The organism is Bradyrhizobium sp. Ken51 (genome assembly GCF_055807435.1).
On sequence record NZ_JBVVPB010000031.1, the window covers coordinates 1 to 23,244 of the forward strand.

The 23,244-nt window shown below is 64.4% G+C and carries 22 protein-coding genes; 16 read left to right on the forward strand and 6 right to left on the reverse strand.

Annotated features, from left to right (window positions below):
• From AC0L27_RS33660 to AC0L27_RS33695, 8 genes are all read left to right on the forward strand, one after another.
• The coding region (locus AC0L27_RS33660; RefSeq protein WP_473256104.1) for a hypothetical protein at positions 1 to 87 on the forward strand (87 nt) is incomplete at its 5' end.
• A 183-nt stretch (positions 88 to 270) separates the two neighbouring features.
• On the forward strand, positions 271 to 1,275 hold the full coding sequence (locus AC0L27_RS33665) for a Gfo/Idh/MocA family protein (protein ID WP_275169940.1): 1,005 nt from the start codon (positions 271 to 273) through the stop codon (positions 1,273 to 1,275).
• Positions 1,276 to 1,285: 10 nt separating this feature from the next.
• The gene (locus tag AC0L27_RS33670; RefSeq protein ID WP_473321997.1) at positions 1,286 to 2,473 is read left to right on the forward strand and encodes a DegT/DnrJ/EryC1/StrS family aminotransferase; all 1,188 of its coding nucleotides are present in this window, start codon (positions 1,286 to 1,288) and stop codon (positions 2,471 to 2,473) included.
• A 227-nt stretch (positions 2,474 to 2,700) separates the two neighbouring features.
• Positions 2,701 to 4,227, forward strand: coding sequence for a murein biosynthesis integral membrane protein MurJ (gene murJ / locus AC0L27_RS33675; protein WP_473322000.1), 1,527 nt, complete (start codon positions 2,701 to 2,703; stop codon positions 4,225 to 4,227).
• Positions 4,228 to 4,390: 163 nt separating this feature from the next.
• A complete protein-coding gene (locus AC0L27_RS33680) occupies positions 4,391 to 4,807 on the forward strand; it encodes an SRPBCC family protein (protein WP_354208378.1) in 417 nt (138 codons plus the stop codon).
• Positions 4,808 to 5,647: 840 nt separating this feature from the next.
• On the forward strand, positions 5,648 to 7,957 hold the full coding sequence (locus tag AC0L27_RS33685; protein ID WP_473322002.1) for a xanthine dehydrogenase family protein molybdopterin-binding subunit: 2,310 nt from the start codon (positions 5,648 to 5,650) through the stop codon (positions 7,955 to 7,957).
• An 88-nt stretch (positions 7,958 to 8,045) separates the two neighbouring features.
• On the forward strand, positions 8,046 to 8,492 hold the full coding sequence (locus tag AC0L27_RS33690) for a c-type cytochrome (RefSeq protein WP_473322004.1): 447 nt from the start codon (positions 8,046 to 8,048) through the stop codon (positions 8,490 to 8,492).
• Between the two features lie 281 nt (positions 8,493 to 8,773).
• Entirely contained in the window at positions 8,774 to 10,069 is a 1,296-nt protein-coding gene (locus tag AC0L27_RS33695) for a cystathionine gamma-synthase family protein (RefSeq protein ID WP_473322006.1), read from the forward strand.
• Between the two features lie 77 nt (positions 10,070 to 10,146).
• On the opposite strand, the gene AC0L27_RS33700 is transcribed toward AC0L27_RS33695, so the two are convergent.
• Positions 10,147 to 10,563, reverse strand: a complete 417-nt coding sequence (locus AC0L27_RS33700) for a CHRD domain-containing protein (RefSeq protein ID WP_275169947.1) — start codon at positions 10,561 to 10,563, stop codon at positions 10,147 to 10,149.
• Between the two features lie 155 nt (positions 10,564 to 10,718).
• Between AC0L27_RS33700 and AC0L27_RS33705 the strand changes: the two genes are divergently transcribed.
• Positions 10,719 to 11,648, forward strand: a complete 930-nt coding sequence (locus AC0L27_RS33705; protein ID WP_473322009.1) for a c-type cytochrome — start codon at positions 10,719 to 10,721, stop codon at positions 11,646 to 11,648.
• 23 nt (positions 11,649 to 11,671) lie between these two features.
• Here the strand turns inward: AC0L27_RS33705 and AC0L27_RS33710 are convergent, their stop codons facing one another.
• Complete coding sequence (locus tag AC0L27_RS33710; RefSeq protein WP_007602021.1) at positions 11,672 to 11,917, reverse strand: Lrp/AsnC ligand binding domain-containing protein; 246 nt, start codon at positions 11,915 to 11,917, stop codon at positions 11,672 to 11,674.
• 129 nt (positions 11,918 to 12,046) lie between these two features.
• Here AC0L27_RS33710 and thiD point away from each other — a divergent pair, with 129 nt between their 5' ends.
• From thiD to AC0L27_RS33730, 4 genes are all read left to right on the forward strand, one after another.
• Positions 12,047 to 12,847 carry a bifunctional hydroxymethylpyrimidine kinase/phosphomethylpyrimidine kinase gene (thiD, locus tag AC0L27_RS33715; RefSeq protein WP_473322011.1) on the forward strand — a complete coding sequence of 267 codons (801 nt, stop codon included), beginning with the start codon at positions 12,047 to 12,049 and terminating at the stop codon, positions 12,845 to 12,847.
• 207 nt (positions 12,848 to 13,054) lie between these two features.
• Positions 13,055 to 13,867 (forward strand): UDP-2,3-diacylglucosamine diphosphatase, encoded by an 813-nt coding sequence (locus AC0L27_RS33720; RefSeq protein WP_247287409.1) that lies wholly within the window; start codon positions 13,055 to 13,057, stop codon positions 13,865 to 13,867.
• 13 nt (positions 13,868 to 13,880) lie between these two features.
• Positions 13,881 to 14,924: a glycosyltransferase family 4 protein gene (locus tag AC0L27_RS33725; protein WP_473322013.1), complete on the forward strand. Its 1,044-nt coding sequence runs from the start codon at positions 13,881 to 13,883 to the stop codon at positions 14,922 to 14,924.
• A gap of 63 nt (positions 14,925 to 14,987) precedes the next feature.
• Positions 14,988 to 15,971 (forward strand): threonine/serine dehydratase, encoded by a 984-nt coding sequence (locus AC0L27_RS33730; RefSeq protein ID WP_473322015.1) that lies wholly within the window; start codon positions 14,988 to 14,990, stop codon positions 15,969 to 15,971.
• 73 nt (positions 15,972 to 16,044) lie between these two features.
• On the opposite strand, the gene AC0L27_RS33735 is transcribed toward AC0L27_RS33730, so the two are convergent.
• A complete protein-coding gene (locus tag AC0L27_RS33735) occupies positions 16,045 to 17,841 on the reverse strand; it encodes a caspase family protein (RefSeq protein WP_473322017.1) in 1,797 nt (598 codons plus the stop codon).
• 164 nt (positions 17,842 to 18,005) lie between these two features.
• Between AC0L27_RS33735 and AC0L27_RS33740 the strand changes: the two genes are divergently transcribed.
• Positions 18,006 to 18,449, forward strand: a complete 444-nt coding sequence (locus AC0L27_RS33740) for an RbsD/FucU family protein (RefSeq protein ID WP_473322021.1) — start codon at positions 18,006 to 18,008, stop codon at positions 18,447 to 18,449.
• Between the two features lie 39 nt (positions 18,450 to 18,488).
• On the opposite strand, the gene AC0L27_RS33745 is transcribed toward AC0L27_RS33740, so the two are convergent.
• Positions 18,489 to 18,797 (reverse strand): antibiotic biosynthesis monooxygenase family protein, encoded by a 309-nt coding sequence (locus tag AC0L27_RS33745; RefSeq protein WP_473322025.1) that lies wholly within the window; start codon positions 18,795 to 18,797, stop codon positions 18,489 to 18,491.
• Between the two features lie 122 nt (positions 18,798 to 18,919).
• Between AC0L27_RS33745 and AC0L27_RS33750 the strand changes: the two genes are divergently transcribed.
• On the forward strand, positions 18,920 to 19,279 hold the full coding sequence (locus AC0L27_RS33750) for a hypothetical protein (RefSeq protein ID WP_007612410.1): 360 nt from the start codon (positions 18,920 to 18,922) through the stop codon (positions 19,277 to 19,279).
• Positions 19,280 to 19,553: 274 nt separating this feature from the next.
• On the opposite strand, the gene AC0L27_RS33755 is transcribed toward AC0L27_RS33750, so the two are convergent.
• Positions 19,554 to 20,942, reverse strand: coding sequence for a hypothetical protein (locus AC0L27_RS33755; protein ID WP_473322030.1), 1,389 nt, complete (start codon positions 20,940 to 20,942; stop codon positions 19,554 to 19,556).
• A 75-nt stretch (positions 20,943 to 21,017) separates the two neighbouring features.
• Between AC0L27_RS33755 and AC0L27_RS33760 the strand changes: the two genes are divergently transcribed.
• Positions 21,018 to 22,214, forward strand: a complete 1,197-nt coding sequence (locus AC0L27_RS33760; protein WP_473322034.1) for an MFS transporter — start codon at positions 21,018 to 21,020, stop codon at positions 22,212 to 22,214.
• Here AC0L27_RS33760 and dgcA read toward each other — a convergent pair.
• On the reverse strand, positions 22,184 to 23,179 hold the full coding sequence (gene dgcA / locus AC0L27_RS33765) for an N-acetyl-D-Glu racemase DgcA (RefSeq protein WP_473322078.1): 996 nt from the start codon (positions 23,177 to 23,179) through the stop codon (positions 22,184 to 22,186). The genes AC0L27_RS33760 and dgcA overlap by 31 nt on opposite strands.
• Between the last annotated feature and the right edge of the window lie 65 nt (positions 23,180 to 23,244).

Below are 23,244 nucleotides of genomic sequence, written 5' to 3' on the forward strand. Positions count from 1 at the left end.
ATGCTGGAGCTGATCGAGGTCCAGACTGGAAGTTATCTCGGGGAAGACGACATCATCCGGATTGAAGACGACTATCAAAGGTCGTAACCAGCACACTCCGAATCACGCGACCCGGGCCAAAAGAGTGGTCTCTTTCAGAGGCTTAAGCCCGGGGAACGTGTAACTGTTTGAATCAAATCGTGTCCGGACCGCTAGCTCCGCATTCGCCACAAATGTGGCGGCCGTGCTAGAAGCGCCTCGGGGATTTGCGTTGAATCGGGGTTTGCTCAAATGAGTTCCACAGGATCTGCACCGGCAAAGGCCGGCTTGCGCGTCGGCGTCATTGGCGCCGGTGTGATGGGCAGCAACCACGCGCGCGTGCTCGCGGGTCTTCCCGGCGTCAGCCTCGTCGGCGTCGTCGATCCTTCGCCGGCACATCGCACGCGGGCGATGGAGCTTGCCAATTGCGCGAGCTTCGAGACGCTCGACCAACTGCTGGCCGAAGGCGTCGATGCGGTCACCATCGCGGCGCCGACTCATCTGCATCACGAGGTCTCGCTCGCCTGCATCGCCAAGAACATCCACGTGCTGGTCGAGAAGCCGATTGCGTCCACGGTCGCCGAAGGCCGCGAGATCGTCACGGCTGCGCAAAAGGCCGGCGTGACGCTGATGGTCGGCCATGTCGAGCGCTTCAATCCGGCGGTCGCCGCCGTCAAGCAGGCGATCGCGGGCGAGGATATTCTGTCGATCGCGATCACGCGCGTCGGCCCGTTCCCGCCGCGCATGTCCAATGTCGGCGTCGTCATCGATCTTGCCGTGCACGACATCGATCTGATCCGCTGGTTCACCGAGTCCGACATCGTCGAGGTGCAGCCGCAATTGTCGAGTGCGGTCGCCGAGCGCGAGGACATCGCGCTCTTGCAGTTCCGCACCGCCAATGGCGTGCTCGCGCACATCAACACCAACTGGCTGACGCCGTTCAAGGCACGCAGCGTCACGGTCGCGACCCGCGGCAAATACGTGATGGGCGATCTCTTGACGCGCCAGGTCACCGAATGTTTTGGCTTCAAGCCTGACGGCAGCTATTCGATGCGGCATCTGCCGGTCGGCCATGACGAGCCGCTCCGCGCCGAGCTGATCGCGTTCCTCAAGGCCGTGCGTCATGGCGAGACGCCGGCCGTTACGGGCGATGAAGGCGTCGCCAGCCTCGAGATCGCGACGCAGTGCCTGGAAACGCCGTCCCGCCCCGCAGCATCGTCGTCTGCCCGCAAGGGTCCGCGCCGCGTCGCCGGCTGATTCCTCATCCATGCCGACCAGCCAAGAAGGCGCCAAGAACCAGGCCATGAACCAGCATCTGCGTTCCGAACCCATTCCCTTCATCGACGTCGCCTCGCAGCGCCGCCGGCTCGGCGACTCGCTCGATGCCGCCGTGAAGCGGGTTCTCGATCATTGCCAGTTCGTCAACGGCCCTGAAGTCGCCGAGCTCGAGGAGCAGCTTGCGGCTTATTGCGGCGCCAAGCACGTCATCGGCTGCGCCAGCGGCACCGATGCGATCCTGATGGTGATGATGGCGAAGAATGTCGGGCCGGGCGACGCCGTGCTGTGCCCGTCCTTCACCTTCATCGCGACCGCGTCGCCGGTGGCGCGGACCGGCGCGACGCCGGTTTATGTCGACGTCGACGAAGCCACCTTCAACATGAGCCCGGAATCGCTCAAGCGCGGCATCGCGACAGCCCGCAAGGCCGGCCTCAAGCCGGTCGCGATCATTCCGGTCGATTTGTTCGGCCAGCCGGCCGATCACGACGCCATCGCCGAGATCGCCAAGGCCGAAGGCCTGTTCGTGCTCGACGACGCCGCGCAGGGTTTTGGCGCGAGCTACAAGGGCCGCAAGCTCGGCACCTTGGCACTCGCCACCGCGACCAGCTTCTTTCCCGCAAAGCCGCTCGGCTGCTTCGGTGACGGCGGTGCGATCTTCACCGACGACGATGAGCTCGCGGCGACGCTGCGCAGCATCCGCGTGCACGGGCAGGGCGTCGATAAATACGACAACGTCCGCCTCGGCCTGACCGGCCGGCTCGACACCATGCAGGCCGCGATCCTGCTCGAGAAGCTGAAGATCTTCGACGACGAGATCGTTGCCCGCAACAAGGTCGCCGAGCGCTACGCGCGCGGTCTCAGCAATGTGGTTACCGTGCCGCGCGTGGCTCCCGGCAATACGTCGGTCTGGGCGCAGTACACGATCCGCCTCCCTGAGGGCACCGACCGCGACGGCTTTGCCGCCGCGCTGAAGGCTCAGGGCGTGCCGACGGCGATCTATTACGGCAAGTCGATGCATCAGCAGACCGCCTACAAGCAGTACCCGGTCGCCGAGGGCGGCCTGCCAGGCTGCGAGAGCCTGTCGCAGGACGTCATCAGCCTGCCGATGCATGCCTATCTGACCGAAGCCGATCAGGAGCGAATCATCGCGGCCGTGCGCGGTGCGCTTTCAGCCTGATTTCGCTGTTCTTGCCCTCTCCCCTTGTGGGAGAGGGTGGCTCGCCGCAAAGCGGCGAGACGGGTGAGGGGTCTCTCTCCGCCCGGAATGCGCGGGGAGAGACCCCTCACCCCAATGAGTTTGCGTCTACTTGCGGCGCTGCCCTCTCCCACAAGGGGAGAGGGCACAGCAATGCGCATTCGCAAGATGCAATCGACCTCTGTTCGATAAGCCTCTAAAACAGACGCATGCTCGGACGTATCTTCACGGTTGGTGGCTACACGCTGCTCTCGCGGCTGACGGGGTTTGCCCGCGACATCATGCTCGCGGCGATTCTCGGTGCCGGCCCCGTGGCCGACGCCTTTTTCGTGGCGCTGCGGCTGCCCAACCATTTCCGTGCGATCTTTGCCGAGGGGGCGTTCAACGCCGCCTGGGTGCCGGCCTATGCGCATGTCCATGGCGAGCGCGGGGAGGGGGCGGCAAGATTGTTCGCCGACCGCATCTTCACGCTGCTGCTGGCCTCGCAGGTGGTGCTGCTGATCGTCGCCTGGCTGTTCATGCCGCAGGCCATGAGCATTTTGGCCCCCGGCTTTAGCGAGGACGCCGAGCAGCGCAAGCTCGCGATCGAGCTGACCCGGATTACTTTTCCCTATCTGCTGCTGATCACGCTGGTGACGCTCTATGGCGGCATGCTCAACGTGATGCAGCGCTTCGCCAGCGCCGCAGCCGCGTCGATCTTCCTCAACATCTCGATGATGATGACGCTGGCGCTCGCCGCCTGGTTTCCCAGCGCGGGCCACGCCGCCGCCTGGGGCGTCCTGATCTCGGGCTTCCTGCAATATGTCCTGCTCGCCGGCGATCTCGCCCGCCATGGCGGCCTGCCGCGCTTTGCGCCGCTCAAGCTTGACGAAGACGTCCGCGCATTCTTTAGGGCACTCGGGCCGGCGACGCTGGGCTCTATGGGCACGCAGCTCGCGCTGTTTGCCGACACCATCATCGCGACTTTCCTGCCGGCGGGCGCGCTGTCGGCGCTGTATTATGCCGACCGTCTCAACCAGCTCCCGATCGGCGTGATCGGCATTGCCATCGGCACGGTGCTGCTGCCGGAGATGTCGCGGCGGATCACGGCCAACGACCATGACGGTGCGATGAAGGCGCAGCGCCGTGCGTTCGATTTCACGCTGCTGTTCTCGGTGCCGTTTGTCGCCGCCTTCCTCACCGTGCCCGACGCGATCATGCGCGCGCTGTTCGCCCGCGGTGCGTTCTCGAAAGCCGATGCCGCCGCCGCAGGCGCAACGCTCGCGGCCTATGCCATCGGCCTCATTCCTTTCGTGCTGATCCGTAGCGCGGTTGCAACCTTCTATGCGCGCAAGGACACGGCGACGCCGGTGCGGGCGTCGCTGACCGGCATCGCGGTCAACGTTGCCCTCAAGGTCGCCTTGATGGGATCGCTCGCCCAGATCGGCCTAGCGCTCGCCACTGCCGTCGGCGTCTGGACCAACCTGCTGATGGTGCTGTTCTTCGCGGTGCGGCGAGGCTTTCTCGTGCCGGACCGCGCCTGGTTGTTGTCGCTCGCCAAATTCCTGCTGACCGGGATCATCCTGGCCGCCGCCTTCTGGCTCATCGCGCGCTTCGGCGGTCCTTCGTTGGGCTCGATGCACTTCCGGGACGAATTGACGCTGCTTCTGCTGGCCGTCGGGGGCACGATTGTCTATGGGCTCGCCATCCTTGCGCTGTTCGGCCGCCGCTGGCTGGTCTCGCTGGTGCGGGGTTAGCTTTTTCATATTTTCAACGCATTGACGGCTCGACCTTGTCGGCACGGGCCAGTCTCGATCGTCCTTGGATGGACACATCTCGGAAGTGCGGCGGATGGACCCCGCACAATTGACGTGATGCCGTCATCTCGAGCCGGCAAAAATCGAACCAGGAGCACTGTTTATGAGGATCACCGTCGAAACCAACGTAGCAGCCCCCATCGATCAGGTCTGGCGCGCATATACGACGCCGGCCGACATCATGAAGTGGAACGCCGCGTCCGACGATTGGCATACGACCAAGGCGACCGTCGACCTGCGAGAAGGCGGTGTCTTCTCATCGCGCATGGAGGCCAAGGACGGCAGCATGGGCTTTGACTTCGCCGGTACCTACACGAAAATCATCGAGCACAAGCGGATCGAATACGCGTTCGGCGAGCGAAAAGCCGAAGTCGAGTTTGTGCCCGGCCCGAAGGGCATTCTCGTCCGCGTGGTCTTCGATGGCGAATCGACGCATTCGGTCGAGCAGCAGCAAGGCGGTTGGCAGGCAATCCTCGACAACTTCGCACGATACGTGGAAGCGAAGCAGAAGAAGTCGTGAAGACCGTTTAAGGGGGAAGAAAGCGCCAGAGTAAGGTGCTCGCCCCCAGGATGTGACGGACGACCATACATCCCTTGATATCGCGCAGTGGCTGTGGTATTGGCGTCTCATGATCAAATCGTCGCGCAAACTCAACCGCAACCACATGACCCGCTTCGGCTGGGCTGTGGAAGGAGTCGCGCGCTAGAATTCGACGACGACATCTTTTCACCAGGCCCCGCCGGCATCGGACGGGGCCTTTTGTTTGGCCACGCTTCCCTGCCGGCACAACAGCAGGAGCGTCCGATGCCACCCCAACAGACGAACATCACATCCGAGGCCGAGGGGCTTCCCCTCGAGCTCGCATCAGCGTGGAGCGTCCCAGGTTTGCTCGCGCAATACTGGCGTGCGCTTCAGGAGTGGCGCTGGCGGCAGCGCCCACAAATCGCCTTGCAGGACCTGAGTGACAGGGAGCTGATGGACAGGCTTGACCCGTGGCGAGGTCGACTACATCTCGCCTGAACGAACTATCGATAGGTTGAGGGATCGCGCCGCGGATCTATGGAGCCGCGGGGCGATGTAAATGATTAGTCATCCAAAGCAGACATGCGCTTTGTGAACAAGCAACCGTCAGCACGGCTGCTTGTTCTCAGGCGTGCACTGCGGGGTAGGTTCGGCAACTATCATGCCATCAAGCGGACCGATCTTCACAGCGAAATGACCGAGTTGCGGCTCTTCCGTTCCATCCTGCTCCGACATGTGAGGGCGGTGGACGGTTTTCTCATGGCTAAACCCGTTTGCCTTGCCAGTTTTTCCACGGCAATATGCCGGCAAAACAACCATGAGAAACGGGACGAGAAAATGGCGGCTCCCATCAAGTTCGGCGTTGGCCAAAGCGTGTTGCGCAAGGAGGATGACGCGCTCATCCGCGGCAAGGGCCGCTATACCGACGATTATGCGCCGCAGGCCGCTTTGCGCTGCCTGATGCTGCGCTCGCCGCATGCGCATGCCAAATACACCATCGATGCGAGCCGCGCCCGAACCCTTCCCGGCGTCGCGCTGATCCTGACCGCCGATAACGTTGGGGATCTCGGCAATCTGCCCTGCCTGTTCAATCTCGAGACCGATCCCTTCACCGGGCCGCCTTATCCGATCCTCGCCAAGGACGAGGTGCGCCATGTCGGCGATTCCATCGCCTTCGTCGTGGCTGAGACCATCGACCAGGCCCGCGACGCGATCGAGGCGATCGACGTCAAATGGAGCCCGTTGCCGGCCGTGACCGGCGTCGTCAACGCCGTGAAGAAGGGCGCAGCCTTGGTCTGGCCGGACAAGCCCGGCAACGTGCTGTTCGATGTCTCGATCGGCGACAAGAAAGCGACCGAAGCGGCTTTTGCCAAGGCGCATGCGGTGGCCGAGATCTCGATCGTCAATCCGCGCGTCGTCGCGAACTTCATGGAAACGCGCGCGGCGGTGTGCGAATATGACGCCAAGCGCGACCATCTGACGCTGACGGTCGGCAGCCAGGGCAGCCATCGGCTGCGCGATATCCTCTGCCAGAACGTGCTCAACATCCCGACCGACAAGATGCGGGTGATCTGCCCTGACGTCGGCGGCGGCTTCGGCACCAAGCTGTTTCCCTATCGGGAATATGCCCTCCTGGCCGTCGCCGCGCGAAAGCTGAAGAAGGCGGTGAAATGGGCGGCCGACCGCACCGAGCATTTCATGGGTGACGCGCAGGGCCGCGACAACGTCACCACCGCGAAGATGGCGCTGGCCGAGGACGGCAAGTTCCTCGCGATGGATTGCGACCTGATGGGTGACATGGGCGCGTATCTGTCGACCTTCGGGCCCTATATCCCGCATGGCGGCGCCGGCATGCTGCCGGGCCTCTACGACATCCAGGCGTTCCACTGCCGGGTGCGTACCATCTTCACCAACAGCGTGCCGGTCGATGCCTATCGCGGCGCGGGGCGGCCCGAGGCTGCTTACGTCATCGAGCGTCTGGTGGACGCCTGCGCGCGAAAACTCGACATGACGCCGGATGCCATCCGCCGCAAGAATTTCATTCAGCCGAAGGCGCTGCCCTACAAGACCGCGACCGGCAAGGTCTACGATTCCGGCGACTTCGCCGCGCATCTGAAGCGCGCGATGGAGATCGCCGAGTGGAAGGAGTTTGGCAAGCGCGCCAAGGCGGCCAAGAAGAACGGTCTGATCCGCGGCATCGGACTTGCGAGCTATGTCGAGGTCTGCGGCACCATGGGCGAGGAGACCGCCAATGTGCGGATGGACCCCAATGGCGATATTACTGTCCTGATCGGCACCCAGTCGAGCGGGCAGGGCCATCAGACCGCCTATGCGCAGATCGTTGCCGAGCAATTCGGCGTGGCACCCGAGCGCGTGCACGTCCACCAGGGCGACACCGACATGATCGCCTCCGGTCTCGGCACCGGCGGTTCGGCTTCGATCCCGTCAGGCGGTGTCAGCGTCGAGCGTGCGACCCGCGAACTTGGCGCGCGGCTCAAGGAGATCGCGGCGCAGGCGCTGGAAGCCAGCGCCGGCGACCTCGAGATTACCGATGGCCTGGTGCGCATCGCCGGCACCGACCGTTCGATCTCGTTCGCCGATCTGGCCAAGCGTCCCGGCGTCGATCCGTCGAAGCTCAATGCGAGCGCGACCTTCGCCAGCGCCGACGGCACTTATCCGAACGGCACCCATGTCGCGGAGGTCGAGATCGATCCGGCCACCGGCATGATCAAAATCGTCAACTACGTGATCGTCGACGATTTCGGCATGACGCTCAATCCGCTGCTGCTGGCCGGCCAGGTCCATGGCGGTGCCATGCAGGGCATCGGGCAGGCGTTGATGGAGCAGGCGGTCTATGGCGCGGGCGACGGCCAGCTCGTCACCGCGACCTTCATGGATTATGCGCTGCCGCGCGCAGCGGACGGGCCGGACTTCGTGTTCGAGACGGCCAACGTTCCCTGCAAGACCAATCCGCTGGGGGTGAAGGGCGCGGGGGAAGCTGGTGCGATCGGGTCCTGCCCGGCCGTCGTCAATGCCATCGTCGACGGCCTCTGGCGCGAATACAAGATCGACCACATCGACATGCCGGCGACCCCGGAGCGGGTGTGGATTGCCGTCAACGAGCACCATCGCCGTCACAGCCTGTGACAATTTTTCAGGGAATGAAATCTGCCAAGCGGTGTTGGCCCCATTGAGGGGTCAGCACGATCCTGCATTAAGGAAAAGGATTCTGCGAATGAAGCGAGTGTTGGTGGTTGGGGGCGCGCTCCTGCTCGGTATGGGCGCGGTTTGGGCACAACAGGACTCCGTCAAGGAGGTCCAGATGCTGATGAAGGGCAACGGCAAGAACGCCGGCGCGGTGGCGGCGATCGTCAAGGGCGAGAAGCCCTACGATCAGGCCACGGTGGACAGCGCACTGGCGCAGTTCGAAGACACCGCCAAGAAGCTGCCGAACCTGTTTCCGGCGAGCGCCAAGGGCATGAAGCCCGAGGGCGACTACAGCGCCTCGCCGAAAGTGTGGGAGGACAAGGCCGGGTTCGATGCCAAGGTCGCGAGCTTCGCCAAGGTCGTTGGTGAGGCGAAGGGCAAGATCAAGGATCTCGACTCGCTCAAGGCGAATTTCCCCGCGGTCGGCAAGGAATGCGGCGGCTGCCACGAAACGTTTCGCGTGAAGAACGGTTGAGGCAAAAATCGTAGCCCGGATTGCGCTTCGCTCCATCCGGGCTACTGGAATCAAGAAGGGCGGCCTGCGAAAGCAGCCGCCCTTTTATTGCGTCGCGTGTCACCGCTGGAAATTCTGTTCGCAAGGCCTGACGGATCGCTGCCGGAGCAGCTATCTTTGCTCCAGCCGCCGCGGCATTGGCGTGAGCTTTTGACGCTGACGCATCTCGCTTCTGACTACGTCACGACATCAGGAGTTCCAACCTGCGGCGAGCACCTCAATCAGCAACAGCGAGACAAGCCATGGTAAAACCGTTCCCGTCGAAGACGCACATCGGCAACCATATGCTGCATCCCGAAACGCTGATGCTGACCTATGGCTATGATCCGCAATTGTCGGAAGGCGCGGTCAAGCCACCGGTGTTCCTGACCTCGACCTTCGTGTTCAAGACGGCCGAGGACGGGCAGGACTTCTTTGATTTCGTCTCTGGCCGGCGCGAGCCGCCGGAAGGGATGGGCGCCGGCCTGGTCTATTCGCGCTTCAATCACCCCAACAGCGAAATCGTCGAGGACAGGCTCGCGATCTGCGAGCGCACCGAGAGCTGCGCGCTGTTCTCATCGGGCATGGCGGCCATCGCAACCACGATCCTGGCGTTCGTCCGCCCCGGCGATGTCATTCTGCACTCGCAGCCGCTCTATGGCGGCACGGAAACCCTGCTGACGAATACGCTTGCGCGTCTGTCGATCGGCGCCGTCGGCTTCGCCGATGGCGTCGACGAAGCCGTGGTCGGTCAGGCGGCGGAGGAGGCCATGCGCAAGGGAAGGGTTTCGATGATCCTGATCGAAACTCCGGCCAACCCGACCAACGGGCTGGTCGACATCGCGATGATGCGGCGCGTCGCCGAGACCATCGGAAAGACCCAAGGCCACGTTCCGATCATCGCCTGCGACAATACGCTGCTCGGGCCGGTGTTTCAGCGGCCGATCGAGCACGGCGCCGATATTTCCCTGTACTCGCTCACGAAATATGTCGGCGGTCATTCCGATCTGATCGCGGGCGCCGCGCTCGGCGCGAAGGCGGTCATGAAAGGCATCAAGGCGCTGCGGGGCGCCATCGGCACCCAGCTCGATCCGCATTCCTGCTGGATGATCAACCGGTCGCTCGAGACGCTGAGCCTGCGCATGGAAAAGGCGGATGCGAATGCGCGCCTCGTGGCGGACTATCTGCGTGATCATCCCAAAGTGGCCAAGGTGCACTATCTGGGTCATCACGAGGCGGCGTCACCGGACGGACGTGTGTTCGCGCGGCAATGCTCGGGGGCGGGATCCACGTTCTCGTTTGACATCGTCGGCGGCAAGGCCGCGGCCATGAAATTCCTCAACGCGCTGCAGATCCTCAAGCTGGCGGTGAGCCTCGGTGGAACGGAGTCGCTTGCGAGCCTGCCTGCCACTATGACCCACTCCGGCGTACCCGCCGACATCCGCCGGAAGATCGGCGTGCTCGATTCCACGATCCGGCTGTCAATCGGCATCGAACACCCGTCGGATTTGATCGCCGACCTCGCGCAGGCGCTGAACGCAGCCGAACCTGAGGTGTGACGCCTGCGCCAGCGTACGCGGAATCGAAAAGGGCGGCTTGCGATGGCAGCCGCCCTTTTTGCTGGTCTGTGCGAAGGTTACTTCATCACCTGGCCGCGGATCTCGCCGCCCGGATTGGCCGCCGTGTGGATGTTGACGTAGAGTTTGCCGCCGAGCAGATCGGCCGCCTGCGCGTCGGTCAGTGTCGCCGAGCCCTCGGCCGGGCTGGTGGCAGCGCCGGGGATCGGGATCGCAACGCCGGCGTTCTTGCCGGGCTCGGCGGGTCCGTGGAAATGCGCGGCGGTGGCAGGGCCGGACAGGCCGGAATAGGTGACCTTCCAGGACAGCTTCTTGCTGGCGGCGTCGTAGTCCAGATCGGCCGTTCCGGTGCCGCTGCTGGTCGTTGCCGGGACTTCCGACTTGGCGTCGAGCGTTGCTTTCAGCTTTTCCGCGCTGGCCGAACCCGCAAAAGCAACAGCGCCAAGCACTGACATGGCGATGACGATCTTGTTCATGATTTTTCTCCCTGCTGAACCCGTTTGGGCTGCCAAACTTCCAACAGCCGGCATTTCAGTTTATTCCCGTTTCAGACCGCCTTGGGCTAAATTCTTCGTGGCTGGAGCCGCGAGGACATCGATCATAAGCTTCGCTGCGACGACGAAAGGACCGCATGTTGCGACGAACAATCTCCGTGGCGCTGCTCGCCGCACTCGCCGCAGCCGGCGTCTATTGGTGGCTCAGCGCGCCGGTGGTGGCGGCCGCCGGCACCGCGCCGGCCCGCGCCCCTGACCCTGCCAATGGCCAGGTGATGTTCAACGCCGGCGGCTGCGCCTCATGCCATGCCGTTCCCGACCAGCCCGATCGTCTCAGGCTCGGCGGCGGCGTTGCGATCAAGTCGCCGTTCGGAACGTTCTACGCGCCGAACATCTCCTCCGATCCGACCGACGGCATCGGCAAATGGAGCGAGGCCGAATTCGTCAACGCGGTGATGCACGGGGTCTCGCCGGACGAACGGCATTACTTTCCGGCCTTTCCCTACACGTCCTATCAGCACGCCAGGCGCGAGGACGTGCTCGATCTCTTTGCGTACCTGAAAACGCTGCCGGCCGTTGCAGGCAAGGTGCGCGACCACGACGTGCGCTTTCCGTTCAACATCCGCCGCAACGTCGGCATCTGGAAATTCTTATTTCTGGACGGCAAGCCCTTCGTGACCGACAGCGCGAAGTCGCCGCAGTGGAATCGCGGCGCCTATCTCGTCAACAGTTTTGGCCATTGCGCGGAATGCCACAGCCCGCGCAATGCGCTTGGCGGCATCATCGCCGGACAACGCTTCGCCGGTGGCCCCAATCCGGAAGGCGAGGGATGGGTCCCCAACATCACCCAGAAGGGCCTTGGCGAGTGGAGCGCGAAGGATATTGCCTATTTCCTGAAGACCGGCGAATTGCCCGACGGCGACAGCGTCGGCGGCGCGATGACGCGGGTGATCAAGAACACCTCGCAATTGCCGGACGACGATCTCACGGCGATGGCGGACTATCTCAAATCGCTGCCGCCGGTGGCCGGTCCGCCGCGCCCCAAGCGCAAGGAGGGCGGCGCCTGATCAGGGCCGCCCTTTCCGGACGGTCAACTCGCGCCAAACGCCTTGAAGGTGATGATGGTGAGGGTGTCCTGGATCCCGGGCAGCACCTGCACCTTCTCGTTGACGAAGTGGCCGATATCGGTGTCGTTGTCGACGTAGAACTTCACAAGCAGGTCGTATTGACCGGCCGTGGAATAGATCTCGGAGGCGATCTCGGCTTCGGCAAGCGCATTGGCGACCACATAGGATTGGCCGAGCTTGCATTTGATCTGGACGAAAAAGGGAACCATCGCGGTCACTCCGAAAGCATATCTGGCGGCTAATAGGCCAAACCCGGTCGGATTTAGCAAGCGAACTTGCTGGGCTGGCGGAGGCGCGCTAGGACGGGCCATGGCTTCGAAAACGCTGAAAGTCGCCCCATGACGACGCCTGTCGCGCTGACCATTGCCGGCTCCGATTCGAGCGGCGGCGCCGGCATCCAGGCCGACCTGAAGACCTTTGCCGCTCTCGGCGTTTTTGGCGCTTCCGCCATCACGGCGCTGACGGCGCAGAACACGCGCGGCGTCACCGGCATTCACGCGGTGCCCGCCGAATTCGTCACCGCGCAGATCGACGCGGTGTTTTCCGATCTCGAGGTCGGCGCGGTCAAGATCGGGATGGTGGCGCAAGCCGCCAGCATCGATGCGATCGCGGCCGCGCTGTCGCGCTGGGCGCCCCGGCATATCGTGCTCGATCCCGTGATGGTGGCGACATCGGGCGATCGCCTGCTCGCGTCCGAAGCCGTCGACGCCCTGCGCATCAAACTGTTGCCGCTGGCCTCGGTGATCACACCCAATCTGCCCGAGGCCGCGGCTCTGCTCGGCGAGCCGGTCGCGGCCAGCGAGGCCGAGATCGAGAGCCAGGGGCGCCGGCTGCTGGCGCTCGGCTGCCGTGCGGTCCTGATCAAGGGCGGGCACGGCGAGGGCGCCGAGAGCATCGACTATCTCGTCGATGCCAGCAACACGATCGCGCTCGCCGCGCCGCGCGTTGCCACTCGCAACACCCATGGCACCGGCTGCTCGCTGTCCTCGGCGGTCGCCGCGGGGCTCGCCAGAGGCGAGGATCTCAAGCGCGCCGTGCGCAACGCCAAGGCCTGGATCAGCGCGGCGATCGGGGCCGCCGACCGCTTCAGCGTGGGCCACGGCCACGGCCCGATCCATCATTTCCACAAATTTTACTGAACGCCGCTCGCGAGCGCGTCGCAGTCAACCCCATCCCGCGATGCAGTTCCGGGTTCTTGCGGAGGCTGCTGCGACGCCATGTCGCCTGATTGTCGCATGCGACTGATATTCGCGGGGTGAGTGAGGCAAGCGCGATTCGTATCCGAAGGTGCCTCAAAGTTTCAATTAGTCATCCCCCTGTCACGGGACATTGTTACAGGCTGGCGCATGGGAAGTTACGATGTGAGTGACGAGAGCCCGGAGCGGCGCTTTCGCACGTTGTTCATCTCCGACGTTCATCTCGGAGCCCGCGGTTCTCAAGCCGACCTTCTGCTCGATTTCCTGCGTTTCCATGATGCCGACACGATCTATCTCGTCGGCGACATCGTCGACGGCTGGGCGCTGAAATCGAGCTGGCATTGGCCGCAATCGCATAACGACCTCGTCCAGAAGCTTCTGCGCAAGGCGCGCAAGGGCGCCAAGGTCATCTACATTCCCGGCAATCACGACGAGTTCCTGCGCAACTATTACGGCACGCATTTCGGCGGCATCGACGTGGTCGAGAACACCGTTCACACCGGCGCGGACGGCAAGCGCTATCTCGTCATCCACGGCGACATCTTCGACCTCGTGGTGCAGAACGCACGCTGGCTCGCCCATCTCGGCGACAAGGCCTACGACTTCGCGATCCAGCTCAATCGCTTCGTTAACTTCTTCCGGCGCATGTTCAAGGTGCCCTATTGGTCGCTGTCGCAATGGGCCAAGCAGAAGGTCAAGAACGCGGTCAACTATATCGGCGCGTTCGAGCAGGCGCTCGCCGCCGAAGCGCGGCGCCACGACGCCGACGGCGTGATCTGCGGCCACATCCATTACGCGGTGATCCGCGACGAGGGCGGCATCCGCTACATGAATTGCGGCGACTGGGTCGAGAGCTGCACGGCGCTGGTCGAGCACGATGACGGCCGTTTCGAGATCATCACCTGGGCGGACCAGGCCGAGAAGCCGGCACAGGTCCCGCAGGTTGCAGCCAGAGCTGCATGACAAAGGCAGCCTGATGCGCATCCTGGTCGCGACCGACGCCTGGCACCCGCAAGTCAACGGTGTGGTTCGGACGCTGACCAAGCTTGCTGACGCCGCCAAAAGCCTCAGCGTCGAATTCTCGTTCCTGACGCCGCAATCGTTCCGCACCTTTGCGATGCCGAGCTATCGTGACGTGCGGCTGGCCATGCCGCGGCCGGGTAGAATCGCGAAGCTGATCGAAGAGGCGCGCCCGGACAGCATCCACATCGCGACGGAGGGTCCGATCGGCTTGATGGTCCGCCGCTATTGCCGCCAGCGCAAGCTGCCCTTCACGACCAGCTTCCACACCCGCTTTCCCGAATATGTCCGTGCCCGCGTGCCGGTGCCGGGCTCGCTGATCTGGCGGGCGCTGCGCCGATTCCACAGCCCCAGCCGCGCCGTGATGGCGGCAACGCCGGCGCTCGCCAGCGAGCTGACCGAGCGCGGCTTCGACAATGTCGTGCTGTGGCCGCGCGGCGTCGACACCGATTTGTTCCATCCCCGCGCGATTGATCTCTGCCTGCCCGCGCCGGTGTTCCTCTCGGTCGGCCGGGTCGCGGTGGAGAAGAATCTCGAGGCGTTCCTCGACCTCGACCTGCCCGGCACCAAGGTGATCGTCGGCGACGGTCCGGCGCGTGTCGCGCTCGAGGAGGCCTATCCGGACGCGATCTTCCTTGGCGAAAAGCACGGCGAGGAACTGGCGGACATTTACGCGGCCGCCGACGTCTTCGTGTTTCCGAGCAAGACCGATACGTTCGGCTTGGTTCTGCTCGAAGCGCTGGCGAGCGGCCTCCCGGTCGCGGCGTTTCCAGTGAAGGGCCCCCGCGACGTGATCGGCGATGCGCCGGTCGGCGCACTCGATCACGATCTGCGCAGCGCCTGCTTCGCCGCGCTGGACATCTCCCGGCAGGACTGTGTCGAATTCGCCGCCAACTACACCTGGGAGGCCTCGGCGCGGGCTTTTATCGACAGCATTTTGGCGGTCGGTGCGGTGCTGCCCGGCCAGAACGGGGCGGAGCCGGCGCGATTCGTCGCCTGAGAGCCCAAAATCCTCGCGCGGAGATGCCTTGCCCGCGCCTCATCCGCCGCGATAACATCGGGCATGACAGAACAGCTCCTCCCGATCGGCCCTGCCGATATCGATGCCGCAGCACGCGTGATCGCGCCGTTCGCCGTCCGCACCCCGCTGTTGTCCTTTCCCGTGCTCAACGAGCGTGTCGGCGCAAAGGTCTATCTCAAGCCGGAGATGCTCCAGCGCACCGGCTCGTTCAAGTTCCGCGGTGCCTTCAACAAGGTCGCCTCGATCCCGCAGGACAAGCGCGCCGGCGGCGTGGTCGCGTTCTCCTCCGGCAACCACGCCCAGGGCGTGGCGGCGGCGGCAAAGATCCTCGACATGCAGGCGACCATCGTGATGCCGGCGGATGCGCCGTTGTCGAAGCGCGAGCGTACCAAATCCTACGGTGCCGAGGTCGTGCTGTACGACCGCGACCGCGATGACCGAGAGGCGATCTCGCGCGGCATCGCCGAGAAGCGCGGCGCGACGCTGGTCAGGCCCTATGACGATCCCTTCGTGATCGCCGGCCAAGGCACCGCCGGTCGCGAGATCGCCGAGGACATGGCGGCGCTTGGTATCGCCCCAGACATCGTGGTGGCCCCGGCCTCCGGCGGCGGCCTGATCGCAGGCGTCGCGACGGCCGTGAAAGCACGGTACCCGCTGGCTCAAATCGTCGTGGCCGAACCCGAGTCGTTCGACGATCACGGCCTTTCGCTGACCGCAGGTCATCGCGAACCGCACGGGCCAGCAGGCCGCACCATCTGCGATGCGCTGATGGCCTTGATCCCCGGCGAGATGACGTTCGCGATCAACAGCAAGCTGCTCGCGCGCGGCGTGACCGCCTCAGACAAGGAAGTCGGCGCTGCCGTCGCCTTTGCCTATCGCGAGCTGAAGCTCGTGGTGGAGCCGGGTGGCGCCGTGGGTCTTGCCGCGCTGCTTGCGGGGCGACTTGATGTTGCCGGCAAGAACGTCGTCATCGTGCTCTCCGGCGGCAATGTCGATGCCGATTTGTTTGCGGAGCTGGTGGCCTGATATTCTAATCTTCTGACGTGAAGAGGGGCAGAGCGTCACCGCTCTGCCCTTTGTTGTGTGTGGCCGACCGCAATCAGTGCATGAAGCCGCGGTGGTTGTTGCCGCCGTTACCGCCTTGGCTCTGGTTCATCGACTGGCGGAAGTTGTTGCTGCCGTTGTTGACGATGCGGTTGGTCGTGTTGAACTGCGGGCGGTTGTTGTTCTGCACCTGCACCTTGTTCACCGGGTTGTTGTTGATCTTCGCGCCGTTGTTGATGCGGATCGGGTTGTTCTGCGTCTGAACGTTGACGGGCTTTGCATCGATGGTCGTGCCGCCCTTGCCGACATTCACCGGCATGCTCACGATCTTGCCAGGACGGCCATTGACAGTGCCGGCATTGCTGCCGCCATTCGGCGTCTTATTGGTCGCAGGCAGCGTCACGATCTTGCCGATGCCGCCCTTGGTGGTCGTGGTGTTGGTCGGCGCGGGCAAGGTCACGATCTTGCCCGGGGTCTGTGACGGCGTGCCGTTCTGCTGGTTGTTGCCCGCGGGCAGGTTGATGATCTGGCCGCCGTTGCCGAGCTTGCCGATGCCGTTGTTGTCGCCCAACTTCTGCACGATCGGCAAATTGCCGTTCACTTGCGCGCCCCCGTTACCCTGCTGCAGCGGCATGTATTTGGGCTGGCCGAGATTGCCGATCTTGAAGGTCGGGGCGATATTCTGCGGCGCCAGGAACTTGGTCGCCTGCATCAAGGGGATCTGCTTAGGCTGCATCTGGAGCTTCAGCGCGACCTGCGCATAGGGCGTGTTGCCGTAGCTGTCGTAGAAGTTCTTGTAGGCGACCGGCGAGTTCGCGAGCACCGTCTTGTGCCAGGCCTGCGTGAGCAGCAGGTTGTTGAGCAGCCAGCGGACGTGATCGCACAGCGGGTCGTGCGGATACATCGTGATGAACTCCTGATAGTACTCCGGCCGGGCTTCGGACACGACGTAGTCATAGGCCTGGCGGGTCGAGCGGCTCGGCAGGTTGGAGGCCATCTGCACGACGGGCGCATTCACCGGCGCGCGGTTGGCGGCAACGGCGGTGTCGCCGAAGAAGGTGAAGTCGGATGTCAGCGACGAGCTCTCCCACGGGATCTGCGCGCCGCTGGTGGTCTGGTTGACTTCGAGGCGCACGCGCTTGAACAGCTGCTCGATCGGCACGTTGGGCTCGCGCGCGACGTTCAGGAAGGCCTGCGTGTAGGGGCTGTGACCGCCGGTGCCGTCCTGCGCTTCCGCGCCCGGGGCGGTGGAATAGCCGACGATCGAACCGTTCGGCGCATCGACGATGGCCAAGCCGCGGCCGGCATCATTCACGTTCGGGAACGGGTTGTTGCGGCAGGCGTCGAGGATGACGATGCGCATGCGGCTCGGGATCGTCTCCAGCGTCGACATCACGTCGACCAAGCGGACGGAATTGCTGACGAGCTCGGTCTGGCTCGAGACCTTGGCGTCGACGGGAACGAGATAGTTCTCGCCGGCGAGCTGCACGCCGTGACCGGCGTAGTAGACCATGGCCACCGTGTTCGGACCGCGCGCTGACACTTTGGCGGAGAAGTCCTGCACCACGCGAAGCATGTCGTTCTGGGTCAGGTCGGTCGCGGCGACCACTTCGAAGCCGGCGGAGTTCAGGAACTTCGCCATGGACTCCGCGTCATTGTCGGGATTGGCGAGCTGCGGCGCGTTCTGATAGTTCGAATTGCCGATCACCAGCGCCACCCGCTGTTCCGGACCTTGCAGCGCGGTGGGGGCCGGCTCGACCGGGGCGACTTGCGCGGAAACAGGGCCGCAGGCAAAGCCGAACAGGCTTCCCAGCAGGCTGGCGGTCATCAGGAAAGGTTTTAGGCGGAACATGGCGTGCTCCTTTGGCACTGATCTCGATACGAGATTGGTTGCCGGGAAGCTTGGCCGCGTTCGAGCTTGAGGTCCGTGATCGCCATCACCATGGTAGGGTGCGTGATCTGAATCACGCTTGGAACCTGCCAAGGTGGGTGCACGATGGGAGGACAGTCCGTCACATGCTGAAATCGATCGATCCGATCCTCACGCCCGACCTGCTCTGGCTGCTGGCTTCCATGGGGCATGGCGACGACCTCGTTTTCGTCGATGCCAATCACCCCGCGGCACGTATCGCGCAGAGCACGAATTCGCGGCGCCTGATCCAGTTGCCGGGCATGAGCATGGAGACCGCAATCCGCGCCATCATGTCGGTCTATCCGCTCGACGATTTCGATCCCGATCCGGTGCGCGTGATGATGCCGGTCGACGATCCCGACCGCGTCCCCGACGTGCAGCGCGCGGTGCTCGCCGAGATCGAACGCGCTGCCGGCCGGCCCGTCGCGCCCGGAAAACTCTCCCGGCCTGATTTTTATCGCGCGGCGGCGGCGAGCTTTGGCGTCGTGCAGGTCGGCGACAGCAGCAGTTACGGATGCTTCCTGATCAGGAAGGGTGTGATCAACTAGAAGCGCACGATCGAACGATGCGGGAATGCGTCACGCGTGCTAGAACGGTCCGACCTCACGGATCACCTTGCAGATCTGCAGGAAGCCGCTGGCGTAGAACTCGGCATGTCCTCGCTTCATCGTCTCGACGTGTTCGGGGTGAGTCCGCCAGGCTTCGAGCGCTTCCTCCGAGGCAAAACGGAACACGGTGAGCTCCTCGCCGTCGTCGGCCTTGAACGACTTGACCGACACAAAGCCGGGAAGACGGCTGACGATGTCGTACATGCGCTCGCCGAGTCGGTCGTGTTCGTCGACAGAGGCGCCGTCACGCAATTGCAGATCGCCAATGACAATCACTTCGCCAATCATTTTTTCCTTGCCCCTCGGTGATGGATTTCCGTTCCCGATATCTTCGGTTTCGCGATGGCTTTGTTACATCGCCCACCCGAATTTGAATGGCCTGCCGGCATCCGACTGTTTATGGTCGGTCCATGTCGCGCCTTATGTGTCTATCTGTCGCTATCGTCCTATCGCTGCTGCCGGCTGTCGCGCCGGCTGCTTCAATCCAAAAACGTCCCAAGCAAGCCTGGCATGGCTACGGCTTCCTGCCGGGCTATCGCCAGCCGCTCAGCAACAGCATTCCGCTTTACAAGCAGAAGGAAGCGATGCGGCGGATGTCGCCTAGCGACCGGCGCCATTGGTACATCGATCCAGTCCCGCAATATTACGGCTGGGATGGTGAGTGGCGCTATTTCGGCCGGCCCGGCTTCGGAGGCGGCCGCTACAATGGCGGCAGTTTCGGGCCGTGCTGGACGCGGACGCCGATCGGCGCGGTGTGGAATTGCGGGTGATCGTCTGAGCGCGCGGCGGCCTATCCGTCATTGCGAGCGCAGCGAAGCAATCCAGACTGCCGATGCGGAAAGACCCTGGATTGCTTCGCTACGCTCGCAATGACGTTGAGGAGAGGGTGCTTTCCCACGCCGCTCTCGTGGCCCGGACGCAGCGCAGCGTCTCTTCGACGATGCGCTGCAGAGCCGGGGCCCATGTTGCGACGGAAGCTGTAGCTCCTGGGTCCCGGATCTGCGCTTCGCTTGTCTGGGACACGAGTCCGAGTAGGCGTCCCCCTTACGAGAAGAACGCGATCTTCTCGGCTTGGGTCATGCGGCGGATTGGCGCCATGGGATCGTTTGCGGCGGCGCGCGGCTTTTGCAGGATGCCGCCGGCGAGGATGGTGGCGCCGAGTGAGGCTTCCGGGACCGGCGAGGGCATCGGCAGCGTCGTGGCCTGCGCCGCGCCGAATGTCGCGGTGGCTGCCATGACCGGCGCCGGCTGCTCCATCACTTCAGCGGCGGCTTCCGCAATGGCGTTGGTGAGGCGCGCAAGCGATTCCATCGCGATCGGCGCTTCCTCTACGGGCTCCTCCACGACCGCTGCGGCGGCGACTGGCTCGGGTGCGAGCGGCTCTGGTGCGATCGGCTCCGCTATCTCGGCTGCGATGGGCGCTGCGGCCTCCGCAACCACCGGCTCGGGAATCGATGCTTCCATCTCGACCGGCTCGATGATCTCGTCGAATTCCGGGTCGGGCGCGGCCATCTCCAGCGCGATTGCGTCGAGGATGGCTTCGTCCTCGGCTTCGGCGGCGGCATCGAGCGAAAATTCGTCCGTCACCTCGGCGAAGGCGGCGGGCTCTTCAAAAGCGGCGGCTTCAGGCGCGATCCGGCTCTCGGCGACGGTCTCCGGCTCCAAGGCGGCGTCCATCGCCTGCTCCGCAACGGAGAACGTCTCAGCGACGCCGGCCGTCTCCACGGCGGCTTCGGGCTCGATCGGCTCTGCAATGTCCTGCGGCGCTTCCGTAAAAGCCACGGCTGCTTCGCCGGCCATTGCCGCAGGTGCGGCCTCCGCAAGCGGAGCTTCCGCAACGGGCGACGGTGCGTCCTGCACCGGAGCCGGCGAGGGGCGCGCGGCCTGCGGCGTTGCGTCAGCGTCGGTCTGGTCGATCCGGTCCTTGAGCAGATCGAATGCGGCCTTGAGGTCTGCGCGGGGGTCGATGGTCGAAACCTGCGCGCAGGCTGCCTCGATGGAGGCGAGCTGCGAATCAATCAGATCGCAGATTCGCCCGTCGGCGCCGATCTCGCGCCAGCGCCAGGAGATCTCCTTGATGATGCGCAGGCCGCGAGGGATCGGCGCGAGGCTCACCTCGATCGCCCCGGGATCGAACGCCGCGATCGCGATCGTCTCGGCCTCGCGGATCGCGTGCCGGATCGCGACCAGCGCCTCGGGCAGGCGGTCCTCGACCACGGGTTGGCGCTGTGCCGCAAGGGTTTCTTCGATTTTCGCGACCGCGTCGAGCACCATGCGGGTGTCGGCATTGCGGTTGCGCTTGGCGTATTCGCCGAGGAACCAGCGGCCGCGCGCGGTCTCCATGAAGGCTTCGCGGATCGCGTCGTAATCCTGCTCGTTCGGCTCGGCCGCGCGGGCAGACATAGGCGAGAGGGCGAATGCTTCGTTGGCCATGTCAATCTCGTCGCGCAAATCACCGCGCGTTACAGTAACGATCACCACGATATCGACCGAATCGCAATTGGTTTGATGGCACCCGAATCACAAATCCCCATCGCAGCATCTCAGAAGCGGCGATTCGCCGTGAGCCTCGCGCTGTTCTACTCGGCCGTGTTCGCGGTATCGGGAACGCATCTGCCGTTCTTTCCGGTCTGGCTGAAGGCGATCGGCATCGACGCGGCCTGGATCGGCCTCATCAACGCGCTGCCGGCGATCACGCGCTTCACCACGCTGCCGCAGATCACCGCCTTTGCCGAAAAGCGACATGCCATTCGCGCCGGCGTGATGGTGTCCGTGCTGGCGACGGCGATCGGGTTCACGGCGGTCGGCTTGCAGCAGCAGCCGTTGGCGCTGTTCCTGATCTATGCGCTGACCTGCGTGATGTGGACGCCGACCATGCCGCTGACCGACGCCTATGCGCTGCGTGGCGTCGCCCGCTACGGGCTCGACTACGGGCCGGTGCGGCTGTGGGGCTCGGCAGCCTTCGCGGCCGGCTCGCTCGCCTGCGGCTATCTCGTAGACCACATCGCGCCGCGCGATCTGATCTGGGTCATCGTCGCCTGGGCCGTGATTGCGGTCTCCGCCGGCATGCTGCTGCAGCCGCTCGACGATGTCAGGCGAAGGACGACGGCGGTGCACGACAGCAAGGCGCTGCTGCGCGATGCCGGCTTCTGGGCCATCATCGTCTCTGCCGCGCTGATCCAGGGCAGTCACGTCGCGTATTATACGTTCTCGGCCATCAACTGGCAGGCCCACGGCCTCGGCGGGCTGACGATCGCGGGCCTCTGGACGTTAGGGGTGATCGCCGAGATCATCGTCTTCGCGCTGTCGCCGCGCTTCTCGCTGCATCCGTCCTCGCTCATGGCCATCGGGGGCGCAAGCGCGGTCGTGCGCTGGGTCGTCACCGCATACGATCCGCCACTCGCGCTGCTCGCGGTCGTGCAGCTTGGCCACGGCCTGACCTTCGGAATGACCATTCTCGGCACGATGAGTCTTCTGGTGCAGCGCGTACCGTCGCATCAGATCGCGCGGGGGCAGGGCTATTACGCCGCATGCACCGGGCTGTTGGGTGCGACCACCTCGATCGCGTCAGGCGCGATCTACGCCCGCATCGGCGACGGCTTATATTACGTCATGGCGGCGATGGCCGCTGCCGGCGCGCTTCTGATCTGGTCGGCGCGGCACCGGCTGAAAGCTCATCCCCACAGCGACGAGTCCGGCGGATAGACCAGGCTGTCGTCGTAACGCAGCCCATGATCGCGGTCGCGCGCCAGCAGCAGCGGGCCGTCGAGATCGACGAAGCGCGCCTGCGGCGTCACCAGCATTGCAGGCGCCATCGACAGCGAGGTCGCGACCATGCAGCCGATCATGATCTCGAAGCCGAGCGCCTGAGCGGCATCGGCCATCGCCAGCGCCTCGGTGAGGCCGCCGGTCTTGTCGAGCTTGATGTTCACGGCGTCGTAGCGTTCACGCAAGGATGCGAGCGAAGAGCGGTCGTGCACGCTCTCGTCGGCGCAGACCACGAGCGGCCGCTTGATCCGCGCCAGCGCGTCGTCTTTGCCCGCGGGCAGCGGTTGCTCGACCAGGGTGACGCCGACGGCCTCGCAGGCCGCAAGATTGTGCTCCAGATTGGCCTCGGTCCAGGCCTCGTTGGCATCCACGATCAGTTCGGATTCAGGAGCGGCCTCGCGCACCGCGGCGATCCGCTCCCCGTCGCCGTCGCCGCCCAGCTTGATCTTGAGCAGCGGCCGGTGCGCCGCTTTGGCGGTCGCCGCCGCCATGGCCTCGGGCGTGCCCAGCGAGATCGTGTAGGCCGTGGTGCGCTCGCCCGGCGCGGGGCGGTCGAGCAGGCTCCAGGCCCGCAGGCCGGCGGCCCTGGCTTCCAGATCGATCAGGGCGCAATCCAGCGCGTTGCGGGCCGCTCCGGGTGGCATGGCGGCTTGCAGGGCCTGGCTGGTGAGGCCGCCGGCCACGGCCTCCTGCATGGCCTGGATGGCGGCAAGGGTCGCCTCGGGCGTCTCGCCATAGCGGGGATAGGGCACGCATTCGCCGCGGCCGGTCAGGCCGTCCCGGCTGACCTCGGCCAGGACGGTCACAGCCTCGGTCTTGGCGCCCCGGCTGATAGTGAAACTGCCCGCGATGGGAAAGCGCTCGATTCGCGCAGAGAGAACAGGAACTTTGCTGGAAGTCATTTTGAACTCTGGCGAAATCTGAACCTGCTGGTTACCTGTGGCAACTAAGGTTAACCAGTTGGGGA